The sequence below is a fragment of the Capsulimonas corticalis genome (assembly GCF_003574315.2).
GTDB lineage: Bacteria > Armatimonadota > Armatimonadia > Armatimonadales > Capsulimonadaceae > Capsulimonas > Capsulimonas corticalis.
This window is the reverse complement of sequence record NZ_AP025739.1, coordinates 3,627,968-3,646,250: the sequence shown is the minus strand read 5'-3', so window position 1 is coordinate 3,646,250 and position 18,283 is coordinate 3,627,968. Positions and strand designations below refer to the sequence as shown.

18 protein-coding genes are annotated in these 18,283 nt (G+C 62.0%); 9 read left to right on the top strand and 9 right to left on the bottom strand.

What is annotated here, in order from left to right; genetic code table 11:
• Window positions 1-38: 38 nt before the first annotated feature.
• Both D5261_RS15615 and D5261_RS15610 read left to right on the top strand, forming a co-directional pair.
• Complete coding sequence (locus D5261_RS15615) at window positions 39-734, top strand: NIPSNAP family protein (protein WP_119320399.1); 696 nt, start codon at window positions 39-41, stop codon at window positions 732-734.
• Window positions 735-833: 99 nt separating this feature from the next.
• Window positions 834-1,661 (top strand): dioxygenase family protein, encoded by an 828-nt coding sequence (locus D5261_RS15610; RefSeq protein ID WP_165864032.1) that lies wholly within the window; start codon window positions 834-836, stop codon window positions 1,659-1,661.
• Between the two features lie 88 nt (window positions 1,662-1,749).
• Here the strand turns inward: D5261_RS15610 and D5261_RS15605 are convergent, their stop codons facing one another.
• From D5261_RS15605 to D5261_RS15590, 4 genes are all read right to left on the bottom strand, one after another.
• The gene (locus D5261_RS15605) at window positions 1,750-3,423 is read right to left on the bottom strand and encodes a DHA2 family efflux MFS transporter permease subunit (protein ID WP_119320401.1); all 1,674 of its coding nucleotides are present in this window, start codon (window positions 3,421-3,423) and stop codon (window positions 1,750-1,752) included.
• A 173-nt stretch (window positions 3,424-3,596) separates the two neighbouring features.
• Entirely contained in the window at window positions 3,597-4,235 is a 639-nt protein-coding gene (locus D5261_RS15600; RefSeq protein ID WP_119320402.1) for a TetR/AcrR family transcriptional regulator, read from the bottom strand.
• 142 nt (window positions 4,236-4,377) lie between these two features.
• Window positions 4,378-4,998, bottom strand: coding sequence for an alpha/beta hydrolase (locus D5261_RS15595; RefSeq protein WP_119320403.1), 621 nt, complete (start codon window positions 4,996-4,998; stop codon window positions 4,378-4,380).
• 3 nt (window positions 4,999-5,001) lie between these two features.
• The gene (locus D5261_RS15590; RefSeq protein WP_119320404.1) at window positions 5,002-5,955 is read right to left on the bottom strand and encodes a ring-cleaving dioxygenase; all 954 of its coding nucleotides are present in this window, start codon (window positions 5,953-5,955) and stop codon (window positions 5,002-5,004) included.
• A 179-nt stretch (window positions 5,956-6,134) separates the two neighbouring features.
• Between D5261_RS15590 and D5261_RS15585 the strand changes: the two genes are divergently transcribed.
• Both D5261_RS15585 and D5261_RS15580 read left to right on the top strand, forming a co-directional pair.
• Complete coding sequence (locus D5261_RS15585) at window positions 6,135-6,485, top strand: winged helix-turn-helix transcriptional regulator (protein WP_119320405.1); 351 nt, start codon at window positions 6,135-6,137, stop codon at window positions 6,483-6,485.
• 68 nt (window positions 6,486-6,553) lie between these two features.
• Entirely contained in the window at window positions 6,554-8,869 is a 2,316-nt protein-coding gene (locus D5261_RS15580; protein ID WP_119320406.1) for a bifunctional diguanylate cyclase/phosphohydrolase, read from the top strand.
• Between the two features lie 126 nt (window positions 8,870-8,995).
• On the opposite strand, the gene D5261_RS15575 is transcribed toward D5261_RS15580, so the two are convergent.
• Window positions 8,996-9,325: a hypothetical protein gene (locus tag D5261_RS15575; protein WP_119320407.1), complete on the bottom strand. Its 330-nt coding sequence runs from the start codon at window positions 9,323-9,325 to the stop codon at window positions 8,996-8,998.
• Window positions 9,326-9,691: 366 nt separating this feature from the next.
• Here D5261_RS15575 and D5261_RS15570 point away from each other — a divergent pair, with 366 nt between their 5' ends.
• The 3 genes from D5261_RS15570 (at window position 9,692) to D5261_RS15560 (ending at window position 14,103) form a co-directional block, all read left to right on the top strand.
• Window positions 9,692-10,465, top strand: coding sequence for a transporter (locus D5261_RS15570; protein ID WP_165864033.1), 774 nt, complete (start codon window positions 9,692-9,694; stop codon window positions 10,463-10,465).
• A 127-nt stretch (window positions 10,466-10,592) separates the two neighbouring features.
• Complete coding sequence (gene glmS, locus D5261_RS15565) at window positions 10,593-12,440, top strand: glutamine--fructose-6-phosphate transaminase (isomerizing) (protein ID WP_119320409.1); 1,848 nt, start codon at window positions 10,593-10,595, stop codon at window positions 12,438-12,440.
• A gap of 226 nt (window positions 12,441-12,666) precedes the next feature.
• Window positions 12,667-14,103: an aldehyde dehydrogenase family protein gene (locus D5261_RS15560; RefSeq protein WP_119320410.1), complete on the top strand. Its 1,437-nt coding sequence runs from the start codon at window positions 12,667-12,669 to the stop codon at window positions 14,101-14,103.
• Window positions 14,104-14,200: 97 nt separating this feature from the next.
• Here the strand turns inward: D5261_RS15560 and D5261_RS15555 are convergent, their stop codons facing one another.
• Complete coding sequence (locus D5261_RS15555; protein ID WP_125205866.1) at window positions 14,201-14,452, bottom strand: hypothetical protein; 252 nt, start codon at window positions 14,450-14,452, stop codon at window positions 14,201-14,203.
• A gap of 171 nt (window positions 14,453-14,623) precedes the next feature.
• Here D5261_RS15555 and D5261_RS15550 point away from each other — a divergent pair, with 171 nt between their 5' ends.
• Window positions 14,624-15,010: an OB-fold nucleic acid binding domain-containing protein gene (locus D5261_RS15550; RefSeq protein WP_119320412.1), complete on the top strand. Its 387-nt coding sequence runs from the start codon at window positions 14,624-14,626 to the stop codon at window positions 15,008-15,010.
• 161 nt (window positions 15,011-15,171) lie between these two features.
• Here the strand turns inward: D5261_RS15550 and D5261_RS15545 are convergent, their stop codons facing one another.
• The 3 genes from D5261_RS15545 to cysE form a co-directional block, all read right to left on the bottom strand.
• Window positions 15,172-15,492, bottom strand: coding sequence for a hypothetical protein (locus D5261_RS15545; RefSeq protein ID WP_119320413.1), 321 nt, complete (start codon window positions 15,490-15,492; stop codon window positions 15,172-15,174).
• A gap of 108 nt (window positions 15,493-15,600) precedes the next feature.
• On the bottom strand, window positions 15,601-16,518 hold the full coding sequence (locus D5261_RS15540) for a S66 peptidase family protein (RefSeq protein WP_119320414.1): 918 nt from the start codon (window positions 16,516-16,518) through the stop codon (window positions 15,601-15,603).
• Window positions 16,519-17,334, bottom strand: a complete 816-nt coding sequence (gene cysE / locus D5261_RS15535; protein ID WP_165864034.1) for a serine O-acetyltransferase — start codon at window positions 17,332-17,334, stop codon at window positions 16,519-16,521.
• A gap of 231 nt (window positions 17,335-17,565) precedes the next feature.
• Here cysE and D5261_RS15530 point away from each other — a divergent pair, with 231 nt between their 5' ends.
• Window positions 17,566-18,195, top strand: coding sequence for a TetR/AcrR family transcriptional regulator (locus tag D5261_RS15530; protein WP_165864035.1), 630 nt, complete (start codon window positions 17,566-17,568; stop codon window positions 18,193-18,195).
• Window positions 18,196-18,283: the final 88 nt, after the last annotated feature.

Genomic DNA, 18,283 nt, shown 5'->3' with positions numbered 1-18,283 from the left:
ATTGATCACGTTGGATTTCAAAAACGGGGGAGACGGTTGTGTTTTACGAATTACGCCATTACGATTGCCATAGCAGCCTCGCTCTCAAACGGCTGACCAGCCGATTTGGCGACCACACGACGAAGATCTGGGCGCGCATTGGGATCGAGCCGGTCGGTTTCTGGCCGGTGCTCGTCGGCGCCCACCAGCCGCGACTGACTTACATTCTCGCCTGGGAAGATTTGGCGCAGCGCGAAGCGCTTTGGGCGCAGTTCGTGGCCGATCCCGCATGGAAAACCGCCGTCGCCGCCAGCCGCGCCGAAATCGGCGGCGATCCCGTGCGCACCATCACAAGCAGCATCCTTTCGCCGCTGTCGTTCTCCCATCTCCCGCGCCAGGACAACCAGCCGGCCCGCCTCGCGCGCGGCGTCTTCGAGCTGCGCACATACAAATTCGACGCCAACGCCAAGCTCGGAAAAACCGCCGACTGGTTCCGCGACCACTGCCTGCCGCTCTTCGAAGCCCACGGCGTCTTCGCGATGGGCTTCTGGACGACTTATATCGGCGCATCGCCCGAACTGACCTACATGCTCGTCTTCGAAAGCCTCGCGCACCGCGAACAGGCCTGGGCCGCGGTGTACACGGATCCCCGGTGGCTGCAGATCCAGCAGGAGCTCTACACGGAGGGCGTTTCCCCTATCTTCGGCATGGACACCGCCTTGATGCGCGGCACGGACTTCTCCGGCTGGAGCTAACGTCGCCTTTCTTCATAAACCCTTCATCCACGTTTCCTATACTGAATGCGTCATCAATCGCAGCGCATTGCGTAAGATCGGAAATGAAGGAGAATGAGAATGGAAGACAGCAGCACGAGCGCCCAGGAGACCGAGTCCGCGACACCGGAAACCGCCGCGCGCAGCGTCACGCGGCGGGAAGTCCTCGGCGTTCTCGGGGCGGCGGGCCTCGTGATGATCACCGGCTGCGGAGGGGGCGGATCCAGCGCCGCGGCGTCAGGGACCACCACCGGAACGACCACGGGGACAACGACGGGAATCACGGCGTCCGCCACGGCCACCCCCGAAGGCGAAATCGGGCCGTACTTCACGGACGACAGCGCTTCAGGCTACAACCGCAGTAATATCCTGACGAATATCGACGGAACCAGCAAACAGACCGGTGTCCCGCTCGTTCTGAAGATCTACATTCGGGATTCCGAAAACAGTCTCGCCGCGATGGAAGGCGTCCAGGTCGACATCTGGCACTGCAACGCGCTGGGCGTCTACTCCAACGAATCCGTCGAAAGCACGCTCGGACAATCCTGGCTGCGCGGCTACCAGATCAGCGACTCCAGCGGCCTCGTCACCTTCACCACCATCATTCCCGGCTGGTATCAGGGACGAACCACGCACATCCACCTGCGTGTCCGCTCGAAATACAACAGCGCCTCCTCCACCAGCGACGGCTCCAACACTACCCAGCTCTTTTTCTCACAGACCATCGACAACTACATCAACACTTACGTCGCCCCTTACAACACCAAAGGGACAAACTCAACGACGAACGCCAACGACCACGTTTACACGCCGGAGACTGAAGCCGAAACGGAAATTACGCTCGTCGGCGATTACACAAACGGCTTCACCTCGACATTCTATATCAACCTGCCGATTACGGCAGTCTGATCTGTTCGCGCCTGGGTAAGCGCGCGTCCCAGACCTATTCCCCGCGTTAAGGCGCGGGGAATAGGGTCTAAGGGCGCAATTTCGCGACTTAATGCACTGCCCCCATATCCACTCCTCCCTCGCTTTTCCGGAAGATCAGCACCAGCGGCAGCGCGCAGAGGAACGCGGTTCCGATCATCAGGAAGCAGTCGTCGAACGAGAGGATCATCGCCTGGCCGGCGGCCACCCGGGCAAGCTGGCCGAGGGCGGCGCCATGCGCGAGGGCGGGACTGACGCCGTGGGAGATCAGGTTCGCCTGCGCTCCCGCGAGCCAGTCGGTGACCGCCGGGTTGGAGGCGTTCAAGTGATCGCTGACCGACTGCTGGTGGAAAACAAGGCGGCGGGTCAGCGTTGTCGAAAGCGCGGCGATGCCGATGCTGCCGCCGAGCTGGCGCGCCAGGTTGATCATCGCCGAACCCACTCCCATTTCCTCCGGTTTTAGACCGGCGAGGCTAGCCACCGTCAGCGGAATGAACAGGAACCCCATGGAGGCGCCGCGCACAAGCATCGGAACGAAGACTTCCGGCGCGCCCGAAAGCGAGGTCAGTGTCGAAAGGCCGTAGCTTCCCGCCATCATCAGCAAGGCGCCAAAGGCCAGCATCTTGCGCGGATCCATCTTCTGGCTGAGCGCGCCGGCGATCATAAACGAGAACAATCCCATGATCGCCGAGGGAAACAGGATAATGCCGGTCTGGTACGCCGTGTATCCCTGCGAGTTCTGGAGGAACACCGGCAGCAAGAACAGGGTTGCGTACAGTCCGATTCCCAGCACGATGCCGAAGGCCGAACCGGCGGCGAGCGAGCGGTTTTTCAAAACGCGCAGGTTGACGATCGGGTGCGGAACGTAAAGCTCCCAAAGCACGAAGGACACCAGGGCCACCGCCGCGACAATCGAAAGCGACAGGATCATGGGCGACTGGAACCAGTCATCCTCCTGCCCGCGCTCCAAAACCGTTTGCAGCGACCCCATTCCCGCCGCCAGCAGCCCCGCGCCAAAGAAATCCGTGCTCGGGCGGTGGCGCTTCTGCTCCTCGGTCCGAGAATCCGCCACGAACATCAGCGTCAAGAACATCGCGGCGATCCCAAAGGGCAGGTTGATGTAGAAAATCCACGGCCACGAAAGGTTATCCGTCAGATAACCGCCCAGCATCGGCCCCAGCGACGGCCCGACCATGACGCCCATGCCGAAGATTCCGGTCGCGAAGCCCTGCATCTCCTTTGGGAAGGCGGCGAGCATGATCACCTGCCCGGTCGCCAGCAGGCCGCCTCCGCCCAGTCCCTGGACAATGCGCCAGGCGATCAGCGCCGGCAGCGAGTGCGCCATGCCGCACATCAAGGACGCCAGCGTGAAGACGGCGATCGACGCCGCGAAGTAATTGCGCCGCCCAAACCGATCCTGAAGCCACCCCGTCATCGGCAGCACGATGACGTTCGAGATAATATATCCCGTGCTGACCCATCCGATCTCCGAAAGCGTCGCCCCCAGATTGCCCATCATCTGCGGCACGGCGACATTCGTGATGGAGGTGTCCAGCACTTCCAGCACCGCCCCGATCATCGCCGCGACAACGATCCACCAGCGACGCGACGCCGGAGGATTCGCGGCCTGCGCGGCCGCGATGGGTGGAGCGGGAGGCTCCGATTCGACTTCCAACACCGCCCGCCGGCCTTCGGGACTGCCGACGCCATTTCGATTTGGCCTTTCCGCTGTAACCGTGCTCATGGTGATCTCCAATTTAATATCATCTTGAAACTAAATGACGCATCGTCATTATTTTACTCACAAAGACAAGACAACTCGTCTTTTTGTGACAAGTCGTCATAGTTATCAATAAAAAAAGAGGCCCTCTGTCTCCCCTCTTCCAATTTTGGGAGAGGCGGCGAGGGCTCTTCCGCTTAGTCCCGCTCGTGGCGGTCCAGCAGGCTGTTCGCGATCAGAGCGTGCATCGCCTGGCGGCTTTGCTCGCGGTCGTTGAAGACTTCATTGGTGGCGCAGCATTTGTCGAGCATCTGCGCGAATCCCATCGCCATCCCCATCTGTAGGTACGCCACTTCGCGGATTTGCATTGGCCGGAACATGCCTTTGCGAACGCCTTTGTCCAGGATATTTTCGATGAACTCCGCCATCTGCGCGGTCTTCAGATCCAGACGGTCCTTGAGGCTTGTCGGCAGCACATCGGCGATCTGAAGCTTATCGAGCATCAGGACGTTATAATACTGCGCGTAATTGTCATGAAAGTTCATGAAGGCGTCGTGACCGGCCAGAATATTCGTGAGCGGGTCGGCGTCCTCGGAGTATGATTCCTGCACGAGACGGTTCAGCGTATCCAGGCCCTCTTCCAGAACGGTCGCATAAATCTCTTCTTTATTCTCAAAATAGAGATAAATCGTCCCGCGCGCCAGCTCCGCCGATCGAGCGATATCGTCGATCGTCGTGTCGCGAAAGCCTTTTTCAAAGAACAGCGTGCGCGCCGTATTCAAAATATCTTCCCGCCGACGCTGCTTATCCCGTTCCCGACGTTCTGTTGTGCCCATAATTGCTGATTACTCACTCTCGTTCGTTATCATATAGTGACACGATGTCAGTAATTTGTCAAGAGATTTTTTGTGATTGTCTGCTGAGGAGAAAAATTTGGCGCTCACCTGGCGCGTTAAGCCAGGTGAGCGCCACGCTCTCTTATAACGCCGCGAGCCACTGCGTCGCTGCGTCGACCTCTGCTTCGGTCAGGCCGTGGCCGCCGGGGCTCCAGCGCAGTGAGACGTCGGCGCCGCTGTCATTGAGTATCCGGGCCAGCTGTTCGACGTTGGCGGCGGGGACCATTGGATCGACGCGACCGGCAGTGATCAGGACCGGGGTTCCGTCCAGCGCGGGCGGCGTTTCCGGGACGAACGGCGTCATCGCGTGCAGCAGGACCGCCGCCGAAAGCGCGCCGGGATGGCGCAGCAGCAGGCTTGCAGCGATGTTGGCGCCGTTGGAGTAGCCGACGGCAATCACGCGGGCCGGGTCGAAGCCGTACTGGCCGGCGCCGCTGGTGATAAACTCAGCCAGTTCGTCCGTGCGCAGGCGCAGGTCCTCCAGGTCAAAGACGCCGGCGGCGAGGCGGCGGAAGAAACGCGGCGATGCGCCTTCCATCACCTTGCCGCGCGGGCTCAGCAGGCCGGCGCCGGGCAGCAGCGTCTGGCCGAGGCCCAGCAGGTCGTTCTCATCGCCGCCCGTGCCGTGCAGGAGCAGCAGCGTCGGCGCGCCGGCGGCCCCGGCGAGATATCGGTGTTTAAAATCCAGCGCAGTGTTTGCCATTGGTCAGTTCCTCTCTCCCGTCGTTTCCAGCGCGGGCAGCATGCCCGCAATCGATGCGCGGCGCGTCTCAAGCCAGGGCGGCAGCTTTAGCGCCGTTCCCAAAGCGTCCGGCGTCTCGTCGGTCGCGAAGCCAGGGGCGTCGGTGGCGAGCTCAAAGAGCACGCGGCCCGGTTCGTGAAAATAGATCGAGCGGAAGTACTCCCGCTCGCGGACATCGGTCACGCCCAGCCCCGCGTCGTGCAGTTTGTCCCGCCACGCGATCTGCGCGGCTTCATTCTCCAAACGGTAGGCGATGTGATGGACCGATCCCACCAGTGTCTGCGCCGCCGGAGCATCCGGCCGCGCGATGAGATCGATCACGGCGCCAGGCGCGCCGGGCTGCGTCACAAAGCGCCGGCGCTCGCCCTCGGCCCCGATCTCTTCAAAACCAAGAAGGCCGGTCAAGACACGCGCTGTCGGCTCGGGATCCCGCACCGCGATGGTTACGCCGTAAAGCCCGCGCACGGCGAACTCACGGGGAATGTCGCTTCCCGTCCACCCAGTCCGCGCATCGTCGGATTCGGATGTTTCGACGATTTCCAGCGCCAGTCCATCCGGATCGGCAAAGCTCAAAACCGGACTCCCAAACCGCTCCTTTGTCTCCTTCGAAGTCAGAAACGGCTCCAGGCGGTTCCGCCAGAACTCCAGCGAACCGGCGGGAACGGAGAGCGCCGTCGCCTCGGTTTCGCCGGAGCCTTTGCGCCCGCGCGGCGCGTTCTTCCAGGGGAAGAAGGTCAGCAGCGTCCCGGGATTGCCCATGCCGTCGCCATAGTACAGATGGTATGTGCCCGGATCGTCAAAATTCACCGTCTTCTTCACCAGACGCAATCCCAGCTGACCGGCGTAGAAATCGAAGTTTCGCTGGGCGTCGCCGGCGATCGCCGTCACATGGTGCAGTCCGCCAATCGGTGCGCTCATTTTCGCCTCCTTATGTACAAATCTTATTCCATTGCGCTATACTTTTTAGAGCGCTCTATTTTCTAGATCTCTATGATCTATAACGGCGCCGGCGGTTCTAGGGTTCCCAGGTTTGCGCCGTGTTCCCATGAGGATGGGAGAGTCGGAGCGGAATATGGAAGAATGGGGTAAGCAGCGGTATGGAACATCAAGAGGAAGACCATCTTTTCTGTCCGGCCAACGCGGCGCTGACGCTGCTGGGCGGACGCTGGACGATGCATATCGTGCGCAGCCTATTGGACGGCAAAAAGCGTTTCAACGAACTTTCACACGAGCACAAGATCAATCCCGGCACTCTGCGCGAACGGTTGCGGGAGCTGGAGGAGGAAGGCGTGGTGACGCGCACAGTGCTGAGCGCCATGCCGCCGCACGTCGAATACGCGCTCACGCCGAAAGGAGAAGAGCTTAACGGCGTCTTTGAAGCCGTCGCGCAATGGGGACGCGCCTGGATGACTCCGCCCGCAAAACGCGAACCTGCCGCATGCGAGTGACACGCCGTCAGTCTCCAGAAAAAACCGAGAATCGCCGACAATGGAAATGAGATTGTCAATGTGCGGCCATGTCCGCGGAACTGCAGGTAAGAATGGCGCAGGGACAGCGCGAGGAACGAAAGACAGTATTCCAAGGAGTGGCCTGGGTCGCGGCGCTAAACCTGATGGCGGTCGCATGGATCCTCGGACGCCCTTTTAGCAAAGCGATCTACGTTGCTGGCGTCGATGCGTTTGAAATCTTAGGCGCGCTTATGGGCGGGCTCTGGTGCCTGTGGACCGCGTTACGCTCCCGGCGCGACGCGGGAACTCCCCGGAACATCGCCGCTCCCGTGACGATGGCGATCGGCTTGATCTGTTACAGCGTGGGACAGACCGTTTATGCGTATTTCGATGTGATCAAACACGTCGACCCGCCGTTTCCGGGCGTCGCGGACCTCTTCTTCCTCGCCATTTATCCGACGATCTTTACGTCCATCCTGCGGATGTCGACACGCCCCATGCCTCTCGCGTCTCGCGTGCGCGTGTTTCTCGACAGCGCGATGATCATGACCGCCGCCGTCGCGTTCAGCTGGTACTTTATCCTCGGGCCCACCATGCTTCAGGGCAGCCAGACGCTGCTCGGCCGCGCCGTTGGCCTTGCCTATCCCTGCTGCGACCTGATCCTGGTGTTCGCCGTCCTGCTGCTTGCGTCGCGCTCGGCCAGCCGGTCGGGTTATGTCGGCGTCTCGATCCTGTTGACCGGATTGATCGTCTTCGTCATCGGCGACAGCATCTATCTTTACCGCCTGCTGCAAAACACCTATCACACCGGCTCGCTCATGGACGAGACTTACGTGCTCGGCAACAGCTTGATCGGCCTGGGAGCCAGCGCCATTCATCTGCTGGGCCGGCGCTCGGCGACGGAAACGGATGTGGAGCTGGTGGAAACACCGCCCCTCTGGCGTCTGCTGCTGCCCTACGCCCTCTTTCCGGCCATCGTGGCGCTGCTGCTCTACACCCGCTCGGTACACGCCGACAAGACGCTGGAGCGCGGCGTGATCGTCAGCTGCCTGGCCCTGGTCGCGCTGATCCTGGTCCGCCAGGTGATGTCGATCCGGGAAAATTACCAGCTCAACCAGCAGCTGCATACGGCCTACGATGACACCGCGGCGTATGCGGCGAAGATGGAGATTGTCAACGCGGAGCTGCACGCGACACAGGACGAGCTAAAAATCAACCTGGACGCGCTGACGGAGGCGAATGAACGGCTGCACTCGCTCGCCACGACCGACATGCTGACCGGGCTTCCCAACCATCGCTCCATGGTCGCGGCCATCGACGCCGAGATGGAGCGCTCGGCGCGCTACGGCCGTCCCTGCGCGCTCCTCTTCTTCGACCTGGACTATTTCAAGGCGCTGAACGACACCTGCGGCCACCCGGCGGGCGACGCCGCGCTGTCGGAGCTGGCGGCCCATGTGCGCGCCGGCCTGCGCGCCATCGACACCGTGGGCCGCTGGGGCGGCGAGGAGTTTTTGGCGCTGCTGCCGGAGACGGACCTTCCGGGCGCCTACACGGTCGCGGAGGAGCTGCGCAAGCGCGTCGCGGAGCATACCTTCGCCGCCGGAGGCGGGCTGCGCCTGACGTGCTCCGTCGGCGTTTCGTCGTATCCGGCGGATGCGCATCACCGGGACGCTCTCGTGGACGCCGCCGATCAGGCGATGTACGCCGCAAAGAAGCTCGGGCGCAACCAGGTCCGCACCGCCGCCGACCCCGCCGTCGGCGCGCTGCTGACGATGTCGCATGAAGGATCGCGCGAGGAGGTCGCCCTGCGCGGCACCGTCGAAGCCATGGCCGCCCTGGTTTCGGCGCGCGACCACTACACCGGCGAGCACACGGACGAGGTGGGCGACCTGGCGATCCAGCTTGCCCAGATCATGGGCCTGGACATCGCCCAGGCGCGCATGGTCGGCCTCGCCGCACGGCTGCACGATATCGGCAAGGTGGCGATTCCGGACTCGATCCTGCATAAGCCGAGCCAATTAGACTCGACCGAGTGGGAGATCATGCGCACCCATCCCGCGCTGGGCGCCGAGATCCTCAACCATGTTCCCGGCCTGCGCACCGTCGCCCCCATGGTCCGCGCCCACCACGAGCGCTGGGACGGCGGCGGTTACCCGGACCGGCTCAGCGCCGATCAGATCCCGCTGGGCGCGCGCATTATCTCCGTCTGTGACACCTATGGCGCCATCACCACGGACCGCCCCTACCGATCCGCGCGCGATTCCAGCGCCGCCCGCGCCGAGATCCGCAAGCACGCCGGCTCCCAGTTCGATCCCGACGTCGTGGAGGCGCTGATGGATGTGCTGGACGCAAAGATATCGCCGGCGATTCAGAGCGCCGCGTAGATCCAGCCCCGGTCGAACGGATCACCCCATCGGCCCCGCCGTCAAACAAGCAACAGCGCCCGCGAGACTTTGCAAGTCTCGCGGGCGCTATTTCGTGATGTGCGATCGGCCTTGCGGCGCGGGGATTTACTTGCTCAGCGCGTCGGTCGCGGCCAGCACCTGGGCGGCGGCGGCTTCGGTGCGGTCGGCGTCGTGAGCGAACTGCGCGGCGCGCAGCTCGCGGACGGCGCTGCTCAGTGTTTCGGACTTGACGGACTGGGCCGCCTGGACCTTCTTCTCGGCGTCCGCGATGCGGACGACTTCCAGCTGCACACGCTTCCATTGATAGATATGCGCGTTGCTCGCCGCAGCGGCGGCGTTGTCCCGGATGTCGGAGACGGGCGAAGCGATGGCGGCGGAAACAGAGACGCAGGCGGCGAAAGCGGCGACGGTGGCGGCGATAATTGTGGTTTTCATAATGGCTCCTTAAAGACGAAAATCAGAGAACGTTTTCGAAATGGATTACATATCTATCATACACGAATACGCGTGATTTCATTCCTATTGGCGCCCGGCAGGAATACCAGTTTCCCACGGAATCGCCCATAAGCCGGTATTAATCGGGATATTTATCGCCGCCCAAAAATCCATGGCGAAATTCCTCTCAAGATTTCCGGTAATTTTACCGAGCGCCTCCTCGCTTGATCCTCGTATTTTTGCGAATAACTCCCCTGTCCATTCCACCTGATAATGAACCTAGTAAACACGCTGGAAACCGCTCAACACACTTTATCGCGGCGACTGGCCCCTGGCGATAAGCCACGGAAGGAACATATACTCAGGATGAAAGCGCCCTACTATTTCGCGGCCTGCGCCGCATTACTTTGCCTCGCGGCTCAGCCTGTCCTCGCGGGTCCGGTCCCGCTGGACGGCCCGGGAACCACGGAACCCGGCCGCTACACGCTGGACATCGCGATCAACTCGTCTCAGGTGACCGGCTCCGAGTCGCAGACGCTTCCGGCGGTCAACCTCGCTTACGGCCTCACCAACAATATCGAAATCGGAACCGGCGTCGCCGCCGCCTCGGTCCGCAATTCTGGCTCCAGCCGCGTCACCGGATTTGGCGACACCACGGCGGACATCAAGTGGCGTTTCCTGGAGGAGACGAAAAGCGCTCCGCAGATCGCCATCGACTACACTGTGAAGGTCCCCACCGCCGGCGTATCGAACGGCCTGGGCAACGGCAAGTACGCCAGCACCTTCGGCCTGGCGGCCGCGAAGTCCTATGGAAAGTACGGCCTCGGACTGGCCGCCTCCTACAACCTGCCCGGAACCGCCGCCGCGAAGAACAGCTGGTACTACGGCGCGGCCCTGACGTTCCAGGCGACAGAGCGCACGTCGATCGGCGCGCAGATCTACGGCGCGAGCCCCGGCGCTCCCGGCGCGCGCACCGACATGGGTTATGTCATCGGCCTCAACCACACGTATGCGACGGATCAAAACTTCTCGCTGCAAGTCGGCAAGAGCGAGCGCGGTTTCTCGGACCTGACCGTTTACGCCGGCCTGGAGTTCATCCTCGGCAAGGGCCGCCACAAGGCCGATCCCGCCGCGAAATAACGCGCCGCACATTCCAAATCGACAGCAAAGTGAGGGGAAGCCGCAGCGGCTTCCCCTTTTTTGGTTCCGGGGAGCGCCCGCCGCCGGGTATACTCAAAGGAAAACGCGAGGAGCGCAATTTAACTCGATGTGTGGAATTACGGGATATGTCGGAGGACGCGAGGGCAGCGTCCGTCTAGTTCTGGATAATCTGAAGCGGCTGGAATACCGCGGTTATGACTCCGCCGGTGTGGCCGTGGTTGCCCCGAACAGTCCGACCGTCACCGTTCTCAAGAAAGCCGGCAAGCTTTCCAATTTGATGAACAGCCTCGGAGACCTCGGCGCGTCCAGCGGCGCCGCCATCGCGCACACGCGCTGGGCGACACATGGGCGTCCCAATGATGGGAACGCGCACCCGCACACGGATTGCAGCGGCCGTATCGCCTTGATCCATAATGGGATCATCGAAAACTATCTGGACCTCAAAGAGCAGTTGCTCGCGGAAGGCCATACGTTTTCCAGCGATACCGATACCGAGGTCCTGGTCCATCTCGTCGAGGAACGCCTGAAAACCTCCAACGGTTCGCTGGAGGCCGCGCTGCGCAGCGCCCTCGCCTCCGTCACCGGCGCTTACTCCATCTGCGTCGTCTCCGAGATGGAGCCGGACGTCATTTACGCCGCCAAAACCGCCTCGCCGCTGATCATCGGCCTGGGCGAAGGCGAAAACTTCCTGGCCTCGGATATCCCCGCCGTCATGGAGTACACCCGCCGGGTCTTAGTGCTGGAAGACGGAGACTTCGTCAAGATCACGCCCGACCAGGTGACAATCACCACCCTGGAAGGCGAACTGCTCCAGCGCGATGTGTTCGCGGTCACCTGGGATGTCAGCACGGCGTCCAAAGGCGGCTACGACCACTTCATGCTCAAGGAGATCCACGAGCAGCCGCAGACGATCCGCGACACCCTGCGCGGCCGCGTGTCGGACACCAATCAGGTGATGTTCCCGGAACTCAAGCTCTCGCGCGAACAGCTGCTCAACTTCAATCGGATCGTCATCGTCGCCTGCGGCACGGCGTATCACGCCGGCATGGTCGCGAAGCACTTCTACGAAGCGCTGCTGCGCCGCCCCGTCGAGGTGTCCGTGGCGAGCGAGTTCCGTTACAGCGATCCGATCGTCGATCAGCACACCCTCGCCATTATCATCTCCCAAAGCGGCGAGACCGCCGACACCCTGGCGGCTCTGCGCGAAGCCAAGGTGAAGGGCGCGACAACTCTCGCGGTGGTCAATGTCGTCGGCTCCAGCATCGCCCGCGAATCCGACGAAGTCATCTACACCTATGCCGGCCCCGAGATCAGCGTCGCCTCCACCAAGGCGTACACCACGCAATTGATCGCCCTGTATCTGGTCGGCCTTTACATCGCGGAGCAAGAGAATCGCCTGGGACCGACCGTCGTCGCCGGATACGTTGAGCTCCTGAAGGCCCTGCCCGCGCAGGTCGCCCAGGTGCTGAAACTCGGCCCGGAGATCAAGGAGCTGGCGCAGGGCCTTTCAAAGTCCAGCAGCTTTTTCTTCCTGGGGCGCGGCTTTGACTACGCCGTCGCGATGGAAGCCGCGCTCAAGCTCAAGGAAGTCTCCTACATCCACGCCGAAGCCTACGCCGCCGGCGAGATGAAGCACGGCCCGCTCGCGTTGGTCGAGCCAGGCGTCACCGTCGTCTGCTTCGCCACCCAATCGGCGCTCTACGATAAGATGCTCTCGAACGTCAAAGAGATCACCGCCCGCGACGGCGGCGCGGTCGCCCTGGTCAAGGACGGCGACGAGGGCCTGGACACCCGCTCGGTGGACAGCGTTCTGCGCATCCCCAGCACCCACGACTGGTTCATGCCGATCCTGGCGATCGTCCCCATGCAGATGCTCGCCTACTACATCGCGGCGGCCCTGGGCCGCGAGATCGACCAGCCGAGGAATCTGGCGAAGTCGGTGACGGTGGAATAAGAGCATCCTCAAACCCACGCTGGCGTTTTGGGTGGCAAACCCACCCCGGCGCTTCGCGCCACCCCTCCCGCCGACGGGAAGGGTTGGTAGGATTGCCCCTGACGAAAGCCGCTTGCGATAACACGCTCTGAAATCACCCTTCCCGTCGGCGGGAGGGGTGGCGCGAAGCGCCGGGGTGGGTTTGCCACCCAAAACGCCAGCGTGGGTTTGAGGAGACCTTCTCATTATGAACAGCGAAGTTCGCTCCCTCTACATCGCCAGTCAGTGGCGCGCGACCTCGGAAGTCGACACAATTGTCTCCCCTTGGGACGGGACGTCCGTCGGACATCTTTACCGGGGCGCGGTTCAGGAGATGGAGGACGCCATCGCCGCCGCGTATGCGGCGCGGGAGCCGTTTCGCGCCCTGACGGATGCGGTGCGGGGCGGAGCGCTAGACAAGATCCATGCGGGACTCGTCGCGCGGGCGGAGGAGATCGCGGTGACGATCGCGCGTGAGGCGGGGAAGCCGATCCGGGATGCGCGCGGCGAAGTCGGACGCGCCGTTCACACGTTTCAGATCGCCGCCGAAGAGGCGCGGCGATTTGGACAGGGAGAGCAGATCCCGCTGGATCGGATTGAGTCGTCGCAAGGGCGGATCGGGATCACGCGGCGGTTTCCCTCGGGCGTGGTCGGCGCGATCACGCCGTTCAATTTCCCTCTCAATCTGGTCGCGCACAAAGTCGCCCCGGCGCTCGCCGTCGGCGCGCCGGTGGTGCTAAAGCCCGCGCATCAAACGCCGCTGACGGCGCTGCTGCTGGCGGAAGTCATCGCCGAAGCCGGACTTCCCGTCGGGGCATTCAATGTCATCCATACTGAACCGGCGCTCGGCGAACGATTGGCGCTCGATCCGCGCGTCGCGGTGCTGTCGTTCACCGGCAGCGCGCGCATCGGCTGGGAATTGAAGGCGAAGGCGAACCGGAAGCGTGTGACGCTGGAGCTCGGCGGAAACGCCGCCACGATTGTCCATGAGGACGCCGATCTCGAAATGGTCGTCCCCAAATGCGTCGCCAGCGCCTTCGCCTACGCCGGACAGGTCTGCATCTCCACCCAGCGTCTGCTGGTCCACCGTCCGATCTTTGACGCCTTTACCCAGCGGTTCGTCGCCCTGTCGCGTGATTTGCGGCTGGGCGATCCTCTGGACGAGACGGCGGACCTCGGTCCGGTCATCACGGAAGCGGGCGGCGTCCGAATTCTGGAGTGCGTGCGAGAAGCGCTGGACGGCGGGGCGCGCCTCCTTCTGGGCGACATCGCTCCCGCCGACCCACGGCGTATCGCCCCCATCATTCTGACCGACACAAACACCGAGATGAAGGCTGAGCGCGAGGAGATCTTTGGACCGGTCGTGACGCTCACCCCGTACGACGACTTCGAGGAAGCGCTGGACAGAGCCAACGATTCGGACTATGGCTTGCAGACAGGCGTCTTCACGAACGACATCCATCGGATCTATCGCGCGTTCGATCGGCTGGAGGTCGGCGGCGTCATTGCGAACGACACGCCGTCCTACCGGGTGGATCATATGCCGTACGGGGGCGTGAAAGGCTCGGGATTTGGGCGTGAGGGCGTGCGCTACGCGATGGAGGAGATGTCCGAACTTCGTCTGCTGGCGCTCAACCTGAGCTAAAATCGACTCATAATAGCCAAAAAGGCCGCATGCGATCGCATGCGGCCTTTTTGGGATTCTCTCACGTTCCCTGAACGAACGCAAGAGAGGGAAGAAGTTACATCTTCTTCGCGGCAGGCTTCACGGTCATCTTCGGAGCCGGCTTGGCGACCTTCTTGACGGTGGGCTTAGCAGCCTTCTTCGCCATTTTCTTAGGGGCAGGTTTGGCCATCTTCTTAGCGGTCATCTTGCTGGCCGCCATCTTGGGGGCGGGCTTGGCCGTGGCGGGAGCGGGGGTCGCGGCGAACGCAGCCGGAACGATTGCGGACAGAACGAGCGTGGTGGCGAGAACTTTGGTGAACAACTTCATGAAACGAAGCCTCCGATAATTGATGTTTGACAGACACAACAGCGCGGCAGTCAACCAAAGAGTTCCCGGCTATCCGATATTTTTCACCGGCTGTCCTCGGAATATTACCGGGAACAGTTGGGCGGCCCGCGGCGTCCATGGAGAAAGAAGATTTCTGAAGGAGACGATCCCATGCAAGTCATACACGGGCTAAGACCCGCCAAACGTGGATATCTCGGCGCCCTGCTGCTCGGCGCCCTCGCCATCACCGCGCTCGCCGGCTGCGGAACGCACACCGATAAAGTGCGCGACATCCTGGATAACCCGACGCGCTTCGCCGACAAAGACGTCACCATCGCCGGCGAGGTCACGAAAGTCTACGAGCTGCCGCTCGGGATTTCTAACCTGTCGGCCTACCGGGTCAACGACGACAGCGGCCAGATCTGGGTCGTCAGCCACGCCGGCGCGCCCAGCGAAGGGTCAAAAGTGGGATTGAAGGGGCGCGTTCGCCCGGAGGGAAAATTCGCGGGCTCGTTTTTGGGAAGCGTGATCGAGGAAGACCAGCGGCGGACACGGTGAGAGCTCTCACCCGACCCTCCGGGCCACCCTCTCCCAAAGGTCTGGGCGAGGGTTAAGAGTTGGATCAAAGATCCAAAAGATCTTATGACTTAAATGCTAACTCCCTCTGACTCCCCCTCTCCCAAAATTGGGAGAGGGGGCTGGGGGGTGAGGGCCCAATCCTACATCTTCGGCGCGGCGGTCTTCTTGACCGGGGCCTTGCGGGTGTAGCCCTTCACGGTGATGACTTTTCCGCCCTTGGTTTTGCGCGTATACCCCTTCACGGCGATGGTCTTCGGGGCCGTTGTGGTCAGCTTCGGCTTGCGAGTGTAACCCTTGACCGTAACAACTTTGCCGGTCTTGGTTTTGCGGGTGTAGCTCTTGACGGTCGCGGAGGAGGGCGCGGCGGGCTTTGTGGTAACCGGGTTGGGCTTTTGGGCGAATGCGGATACGCCGACGGTGGCGATCAGGGCGACGATAGCGGAGATCTTGGCGAATTTCATGAAATTGTGTCCTTTGATCAGAATGCGGGCGGCGGGCGCGCCGCGCGGCGTTGATAACGGATTCAGCGCAAGGACACGTGCAAAAGTTCCGGCGCCGAAGAGGTCGAACTACCCATTATGGACAGCGGATTCCAGAATCGTCAAGCTTCGCGCCCCGGCGTCGAGGCGGGCGCGGCAGCCGAGCGGCAGCGCGTAGTTTTGGGCGACGTGTCCGAAGGGGAATCCCAGCACGGTGGGCTTGCCGTAAGGCTCTAAAATGTCCGCCCAGATCCGGCGCATCGGCAGCGTCTGCGTATCGTCCGTATCCGTCGCTTCGCCGACGATAAACCCGGCGGCCGTCTCCAGCACCCCCGCCTCGCGCAGATGGACGAGGTCACGCTCGATCCCCCAGGGCTTCTCCCCGATATCTTCCATCAAGAGCAATTTGTCGGTCGCGTCGATCTGATACGGCGTGCCGAGCGTGGCGCGGACGAGCGACAGGCAGCCGCCGCAGAGAGCGCCTTCGGTCACGCCGGGAACAAGCGTGTCGGACGCAATCGCAGGGACAAGGCCGGCGGGCTCTGACGACTGGAGCAATCCCAGCAGCCATTGCAGCAGCGGCTCCGGCGTGCGCAGGGCCAGCTCGAAGACCATCTGACCGTGGATCGCGGGGATGTGGGCGCGCTGAGTGAGCGGAATTTGCAGGGAAGTGATGTCGGAGTACCCGACGACCAGCTTGGGCGGCAGCGCCGCGAGGGCAGACCAGTCCAGATGCGGCCAGAGCCGGAGCGACGCCGAACCGCCGCGCGCGCACCACACAAGATCGATCTCCGGGTCCGCATAGGCGGCCATGAAATCGGCCGCGCGGTCTTCATCAAGCCCGGCCGCGTGACCATGGCGGTCCAGCGCGTGCGGCATAAGCTTCGGGCGGAAACCATACGCTTCCAAAACCGCCATTCCCGAGCGCAGCCCTTCGGCGTCCGATGGACTGGCGGGGCTGACGATTCCGATCACGCCGCCCGGCGGCAAAGGCTTCGGCTTGCGCAACTAGATCCCCTCGCCCGCCACATTTTCGCGCCGGTTCGGGGTGAAGGTGTCGGCGTTAAGCATCTCTTCAAACTCGTCCGCGAGGGATTTCTCCCGAGCGCTGTCCTGCAGCCGAGTCAAGATCCGCTCCGGATGCAGATCTTCCTCCGCCGCTTCGATACGGCACTTAAGGTCTTCGATCTCGTGCAGCGCGCGGCGGATAATCTCCCCCATCGGATCGGCGTTGCCAAGCGCCTGATCCATGACCTGCGCGATCGACCGCTCCGAAATGTGCTGCCCATCCTGAATCAGGATTCGCCCCGGCACGCCGACAACGCTCGTATTGGGCGGCACATCCCGCGTCACGACCGCATTCGCGCCGATGCGCGCGCCGTCGCTCACGGTGATGTTTCCGAGCACCTTCGCGCCCATGCCCAGCAGCACATTGTTTCCGATCGTCGGATGGCGCTTGGTCTTCTCCAGCGATGTTCCGCCCAGAGTCACCTGGTGGTACATCAAGACATCGTCGCCGATGACCGCCGTTTCCCCGATCACGACGCCCGCGCCGTGATCGATAAAGAAACGCTTGCCGATCGTCGCCCCCGGATGGATCTCGATGTTCGTGAGAAATCGGCTCCACTGAGAGATCGCGCGCGCTGGAAAGCGCCAATTTCGTTTGTAAAAGCGATGCGCGATCCGATGATAGAAAATCGCCCAGAAACCGGCGTACGTCAGAACCTCGGCCAGCGACGTCGCCGCCGGGTCCTTCAGTCGAATTGTTTGTATATCTTCACGCAGATGACGAAACACGTCTTTGATGCTCCCATTCGCAATCATAACCCTCGGGCAAGACGCTTAGTTCCGTAATTTTACACCGTTTCGAGAATTTCAGCGGGCGCTCCAGAAAAAATTCCGAAAAACTCTTTCAGAATTTCTTCACGATTTGGCGACATAGTGGATGGAGCTTTCCGTATCGATCGAGAGAATACCAGTTTTTCAAGCAACTGCTTGACAAAGAGTTCTAATACGTGGCATATTCAATCAATCACTTGATTGGAGCGTCAAATTTTGGACGACTGCACTTGCGAACGCTCCGCGCGACAAGAATCGCGCGGCGACAAGCGCCGCCGCGAGCTGGTGGGCGCGGCGTGCCGCTTGATTGCGGAAAAGGGTTTTGAGGGCCTGCGCGTGCGTGACATCGCCGCCGCCGCCGGCGTGAACATCGCGACGCTGCATTACTATTTCCCGGAAAAGGAAGATCTCATTCGGGGAGTCATCGAGCATATCTTGCAGCAATTCATTTCCTCGAACGCGCCGATCGCCAATAATGTGCGGATGAGCGCGGCGGATCAACTGCAGGCGATGGTCGCCAACATGGAGTACAGAGTCAAAGATCATTCGGAGATATGCGTTGTTCTCACCGAAATCACCACCCGCGCCCATCGCGACGCGGCGATCCATCAGATGATGATTGAAATCGAAAGCGGGTGGCGATCTCGTCTCAGCAGTTTGATCGCCGCCGGCCACGTGGATGGAAGCATTCCCGCGAGCACGGATCCGGAAGCTGCGGCGTCCCTGCTGACGGCCATGTTCCGGGGATTGATGACGCAAGCGGTCTACCGTCTGGACGACACGGACTTTACAGCCGTTGCGAAGCTCGCCCGCCAGTGGATCGGGAGCCCGCAAACCCCCGGTTAGGAGCGTTGGAATGGCAGGCGTTCCGGATCGGCCTAATTCTCCTACTGATCGGAACGATCTGCGGTTAAAGGCGACTTACATTCATAAA

What these genes read in the sequence shown, in the direction of transcription:
- D5261_RS15575 (WP_119320407.1), bottom strand. Translation starts at nt 9,325, where the DNA reads ATGAAAACCACAATTATCGCCGCCACCGTCGCCGCTTTCGCCGCCTGC.
- D5261_RS15580 (WP_119320406.1), top strand. Translation starts at nt 6,554, where the DNA reads ATGTCCGCGGAACTGCAGGTAAGAATGGCGCAGGGACAGCGCGAGGAA.
- D5261_RS15610 (WP_165864032.1), top strand. Translation starts at nt 834, where the DNA reads ATGGAAGACAGCAGCACGAGCGCCCAGGAGACCGAGTCCGCGACACCG.
- D5261_RS15545 (WP_119320413.1), bottom strand. Translation starts at nt 15,492, where the DNA reads ATGAAATTCGCCAAGATCTCCGCTATCGTCGCCCTGATCGCCACCGTC.
- D5261_RS15550 (WP_119320412.1), top strand. Translation starts at nt 14,624, where the DNA reads ATGCAAGTCATACACGGGCTAAGACCCGCCAAACGTGGATATCTCGGC.
- D5261_RS15600 (WP_119320402.1), bottom strand. Translation starts at nt 4,235, where the DNA reads ATGGGCACAACAGAACGTCGGGAACGGGATAAGCAGCGTCGGCGGGAA.
- D5261_RS15570 (WP_165864033.1), top strand. Translation starts at nt 9,692, where the DNA reads ATGAAAGCGCCCTACTATTTCGCGGCCTGCGCCGCATTACTTTGCCTC.
- D5261_RS15585 (WP_119320405.1), top strand. Translation starts at nt 6,135, where the DNA reads ATGGAACATCAAGAGGAAGACCATCTTTTCTGTCCGGCCAACGCGGCG.
- D5261_RS15605 (WP_119320401.1), bottom strand. Translation starts at nt 3,423, where the DNA reads ATGAGCACGGTTACAGCGGAAAGGCCAAATCGAAATGGCGTCGGCAGT.
- D5261_RS15560 (WP_119320410.1), top strand. Translation starts at nt 12,667, where the DNA reads ATGAACAGCGAAGTTCGCTCCCTCTACATCGCCAGTCAGTGGCGCGCG.
- glmS (WP_119320409.1), top strand. Translation starts at nt 10,593, where the DNA reads ATGTGTGGAATTACGGGATATGTCGGAGGACGCGAGGGCAGCGTCCGT.
- cysE (WP_165864034.1), bottom strand. Translation starts at nt 17,334, where the DNA reads ATGATTGCGAATGGGAGCATCAAAGACGTGTTTCGTCATCTGCGTGAA.
- D5261_RS15595 (WP_119320403.1), bottom strand. Translation starts at nt 4,998, where the DNA reads ATGGCAAACACTGCGCTGGATTTTAAACACCGATATCTCGCCGGGGCC.
- D5261_RS15590 (WP_119320404.1), bottom strand. Translation starts at nt 5,955, where the DNA reads ATGAGCGCACCGATTGGCGGACTGCACCATGTGACGGCGATCGCCGGC.
- D5261_RS15555 (WP_125205866.1), bottom strand. Translation starts at nt 14,452, where the DNA reads ATGAAGTTGTTCACCAAAGTTCTCGCCACCACGCTCGTTCTGTCCGCA.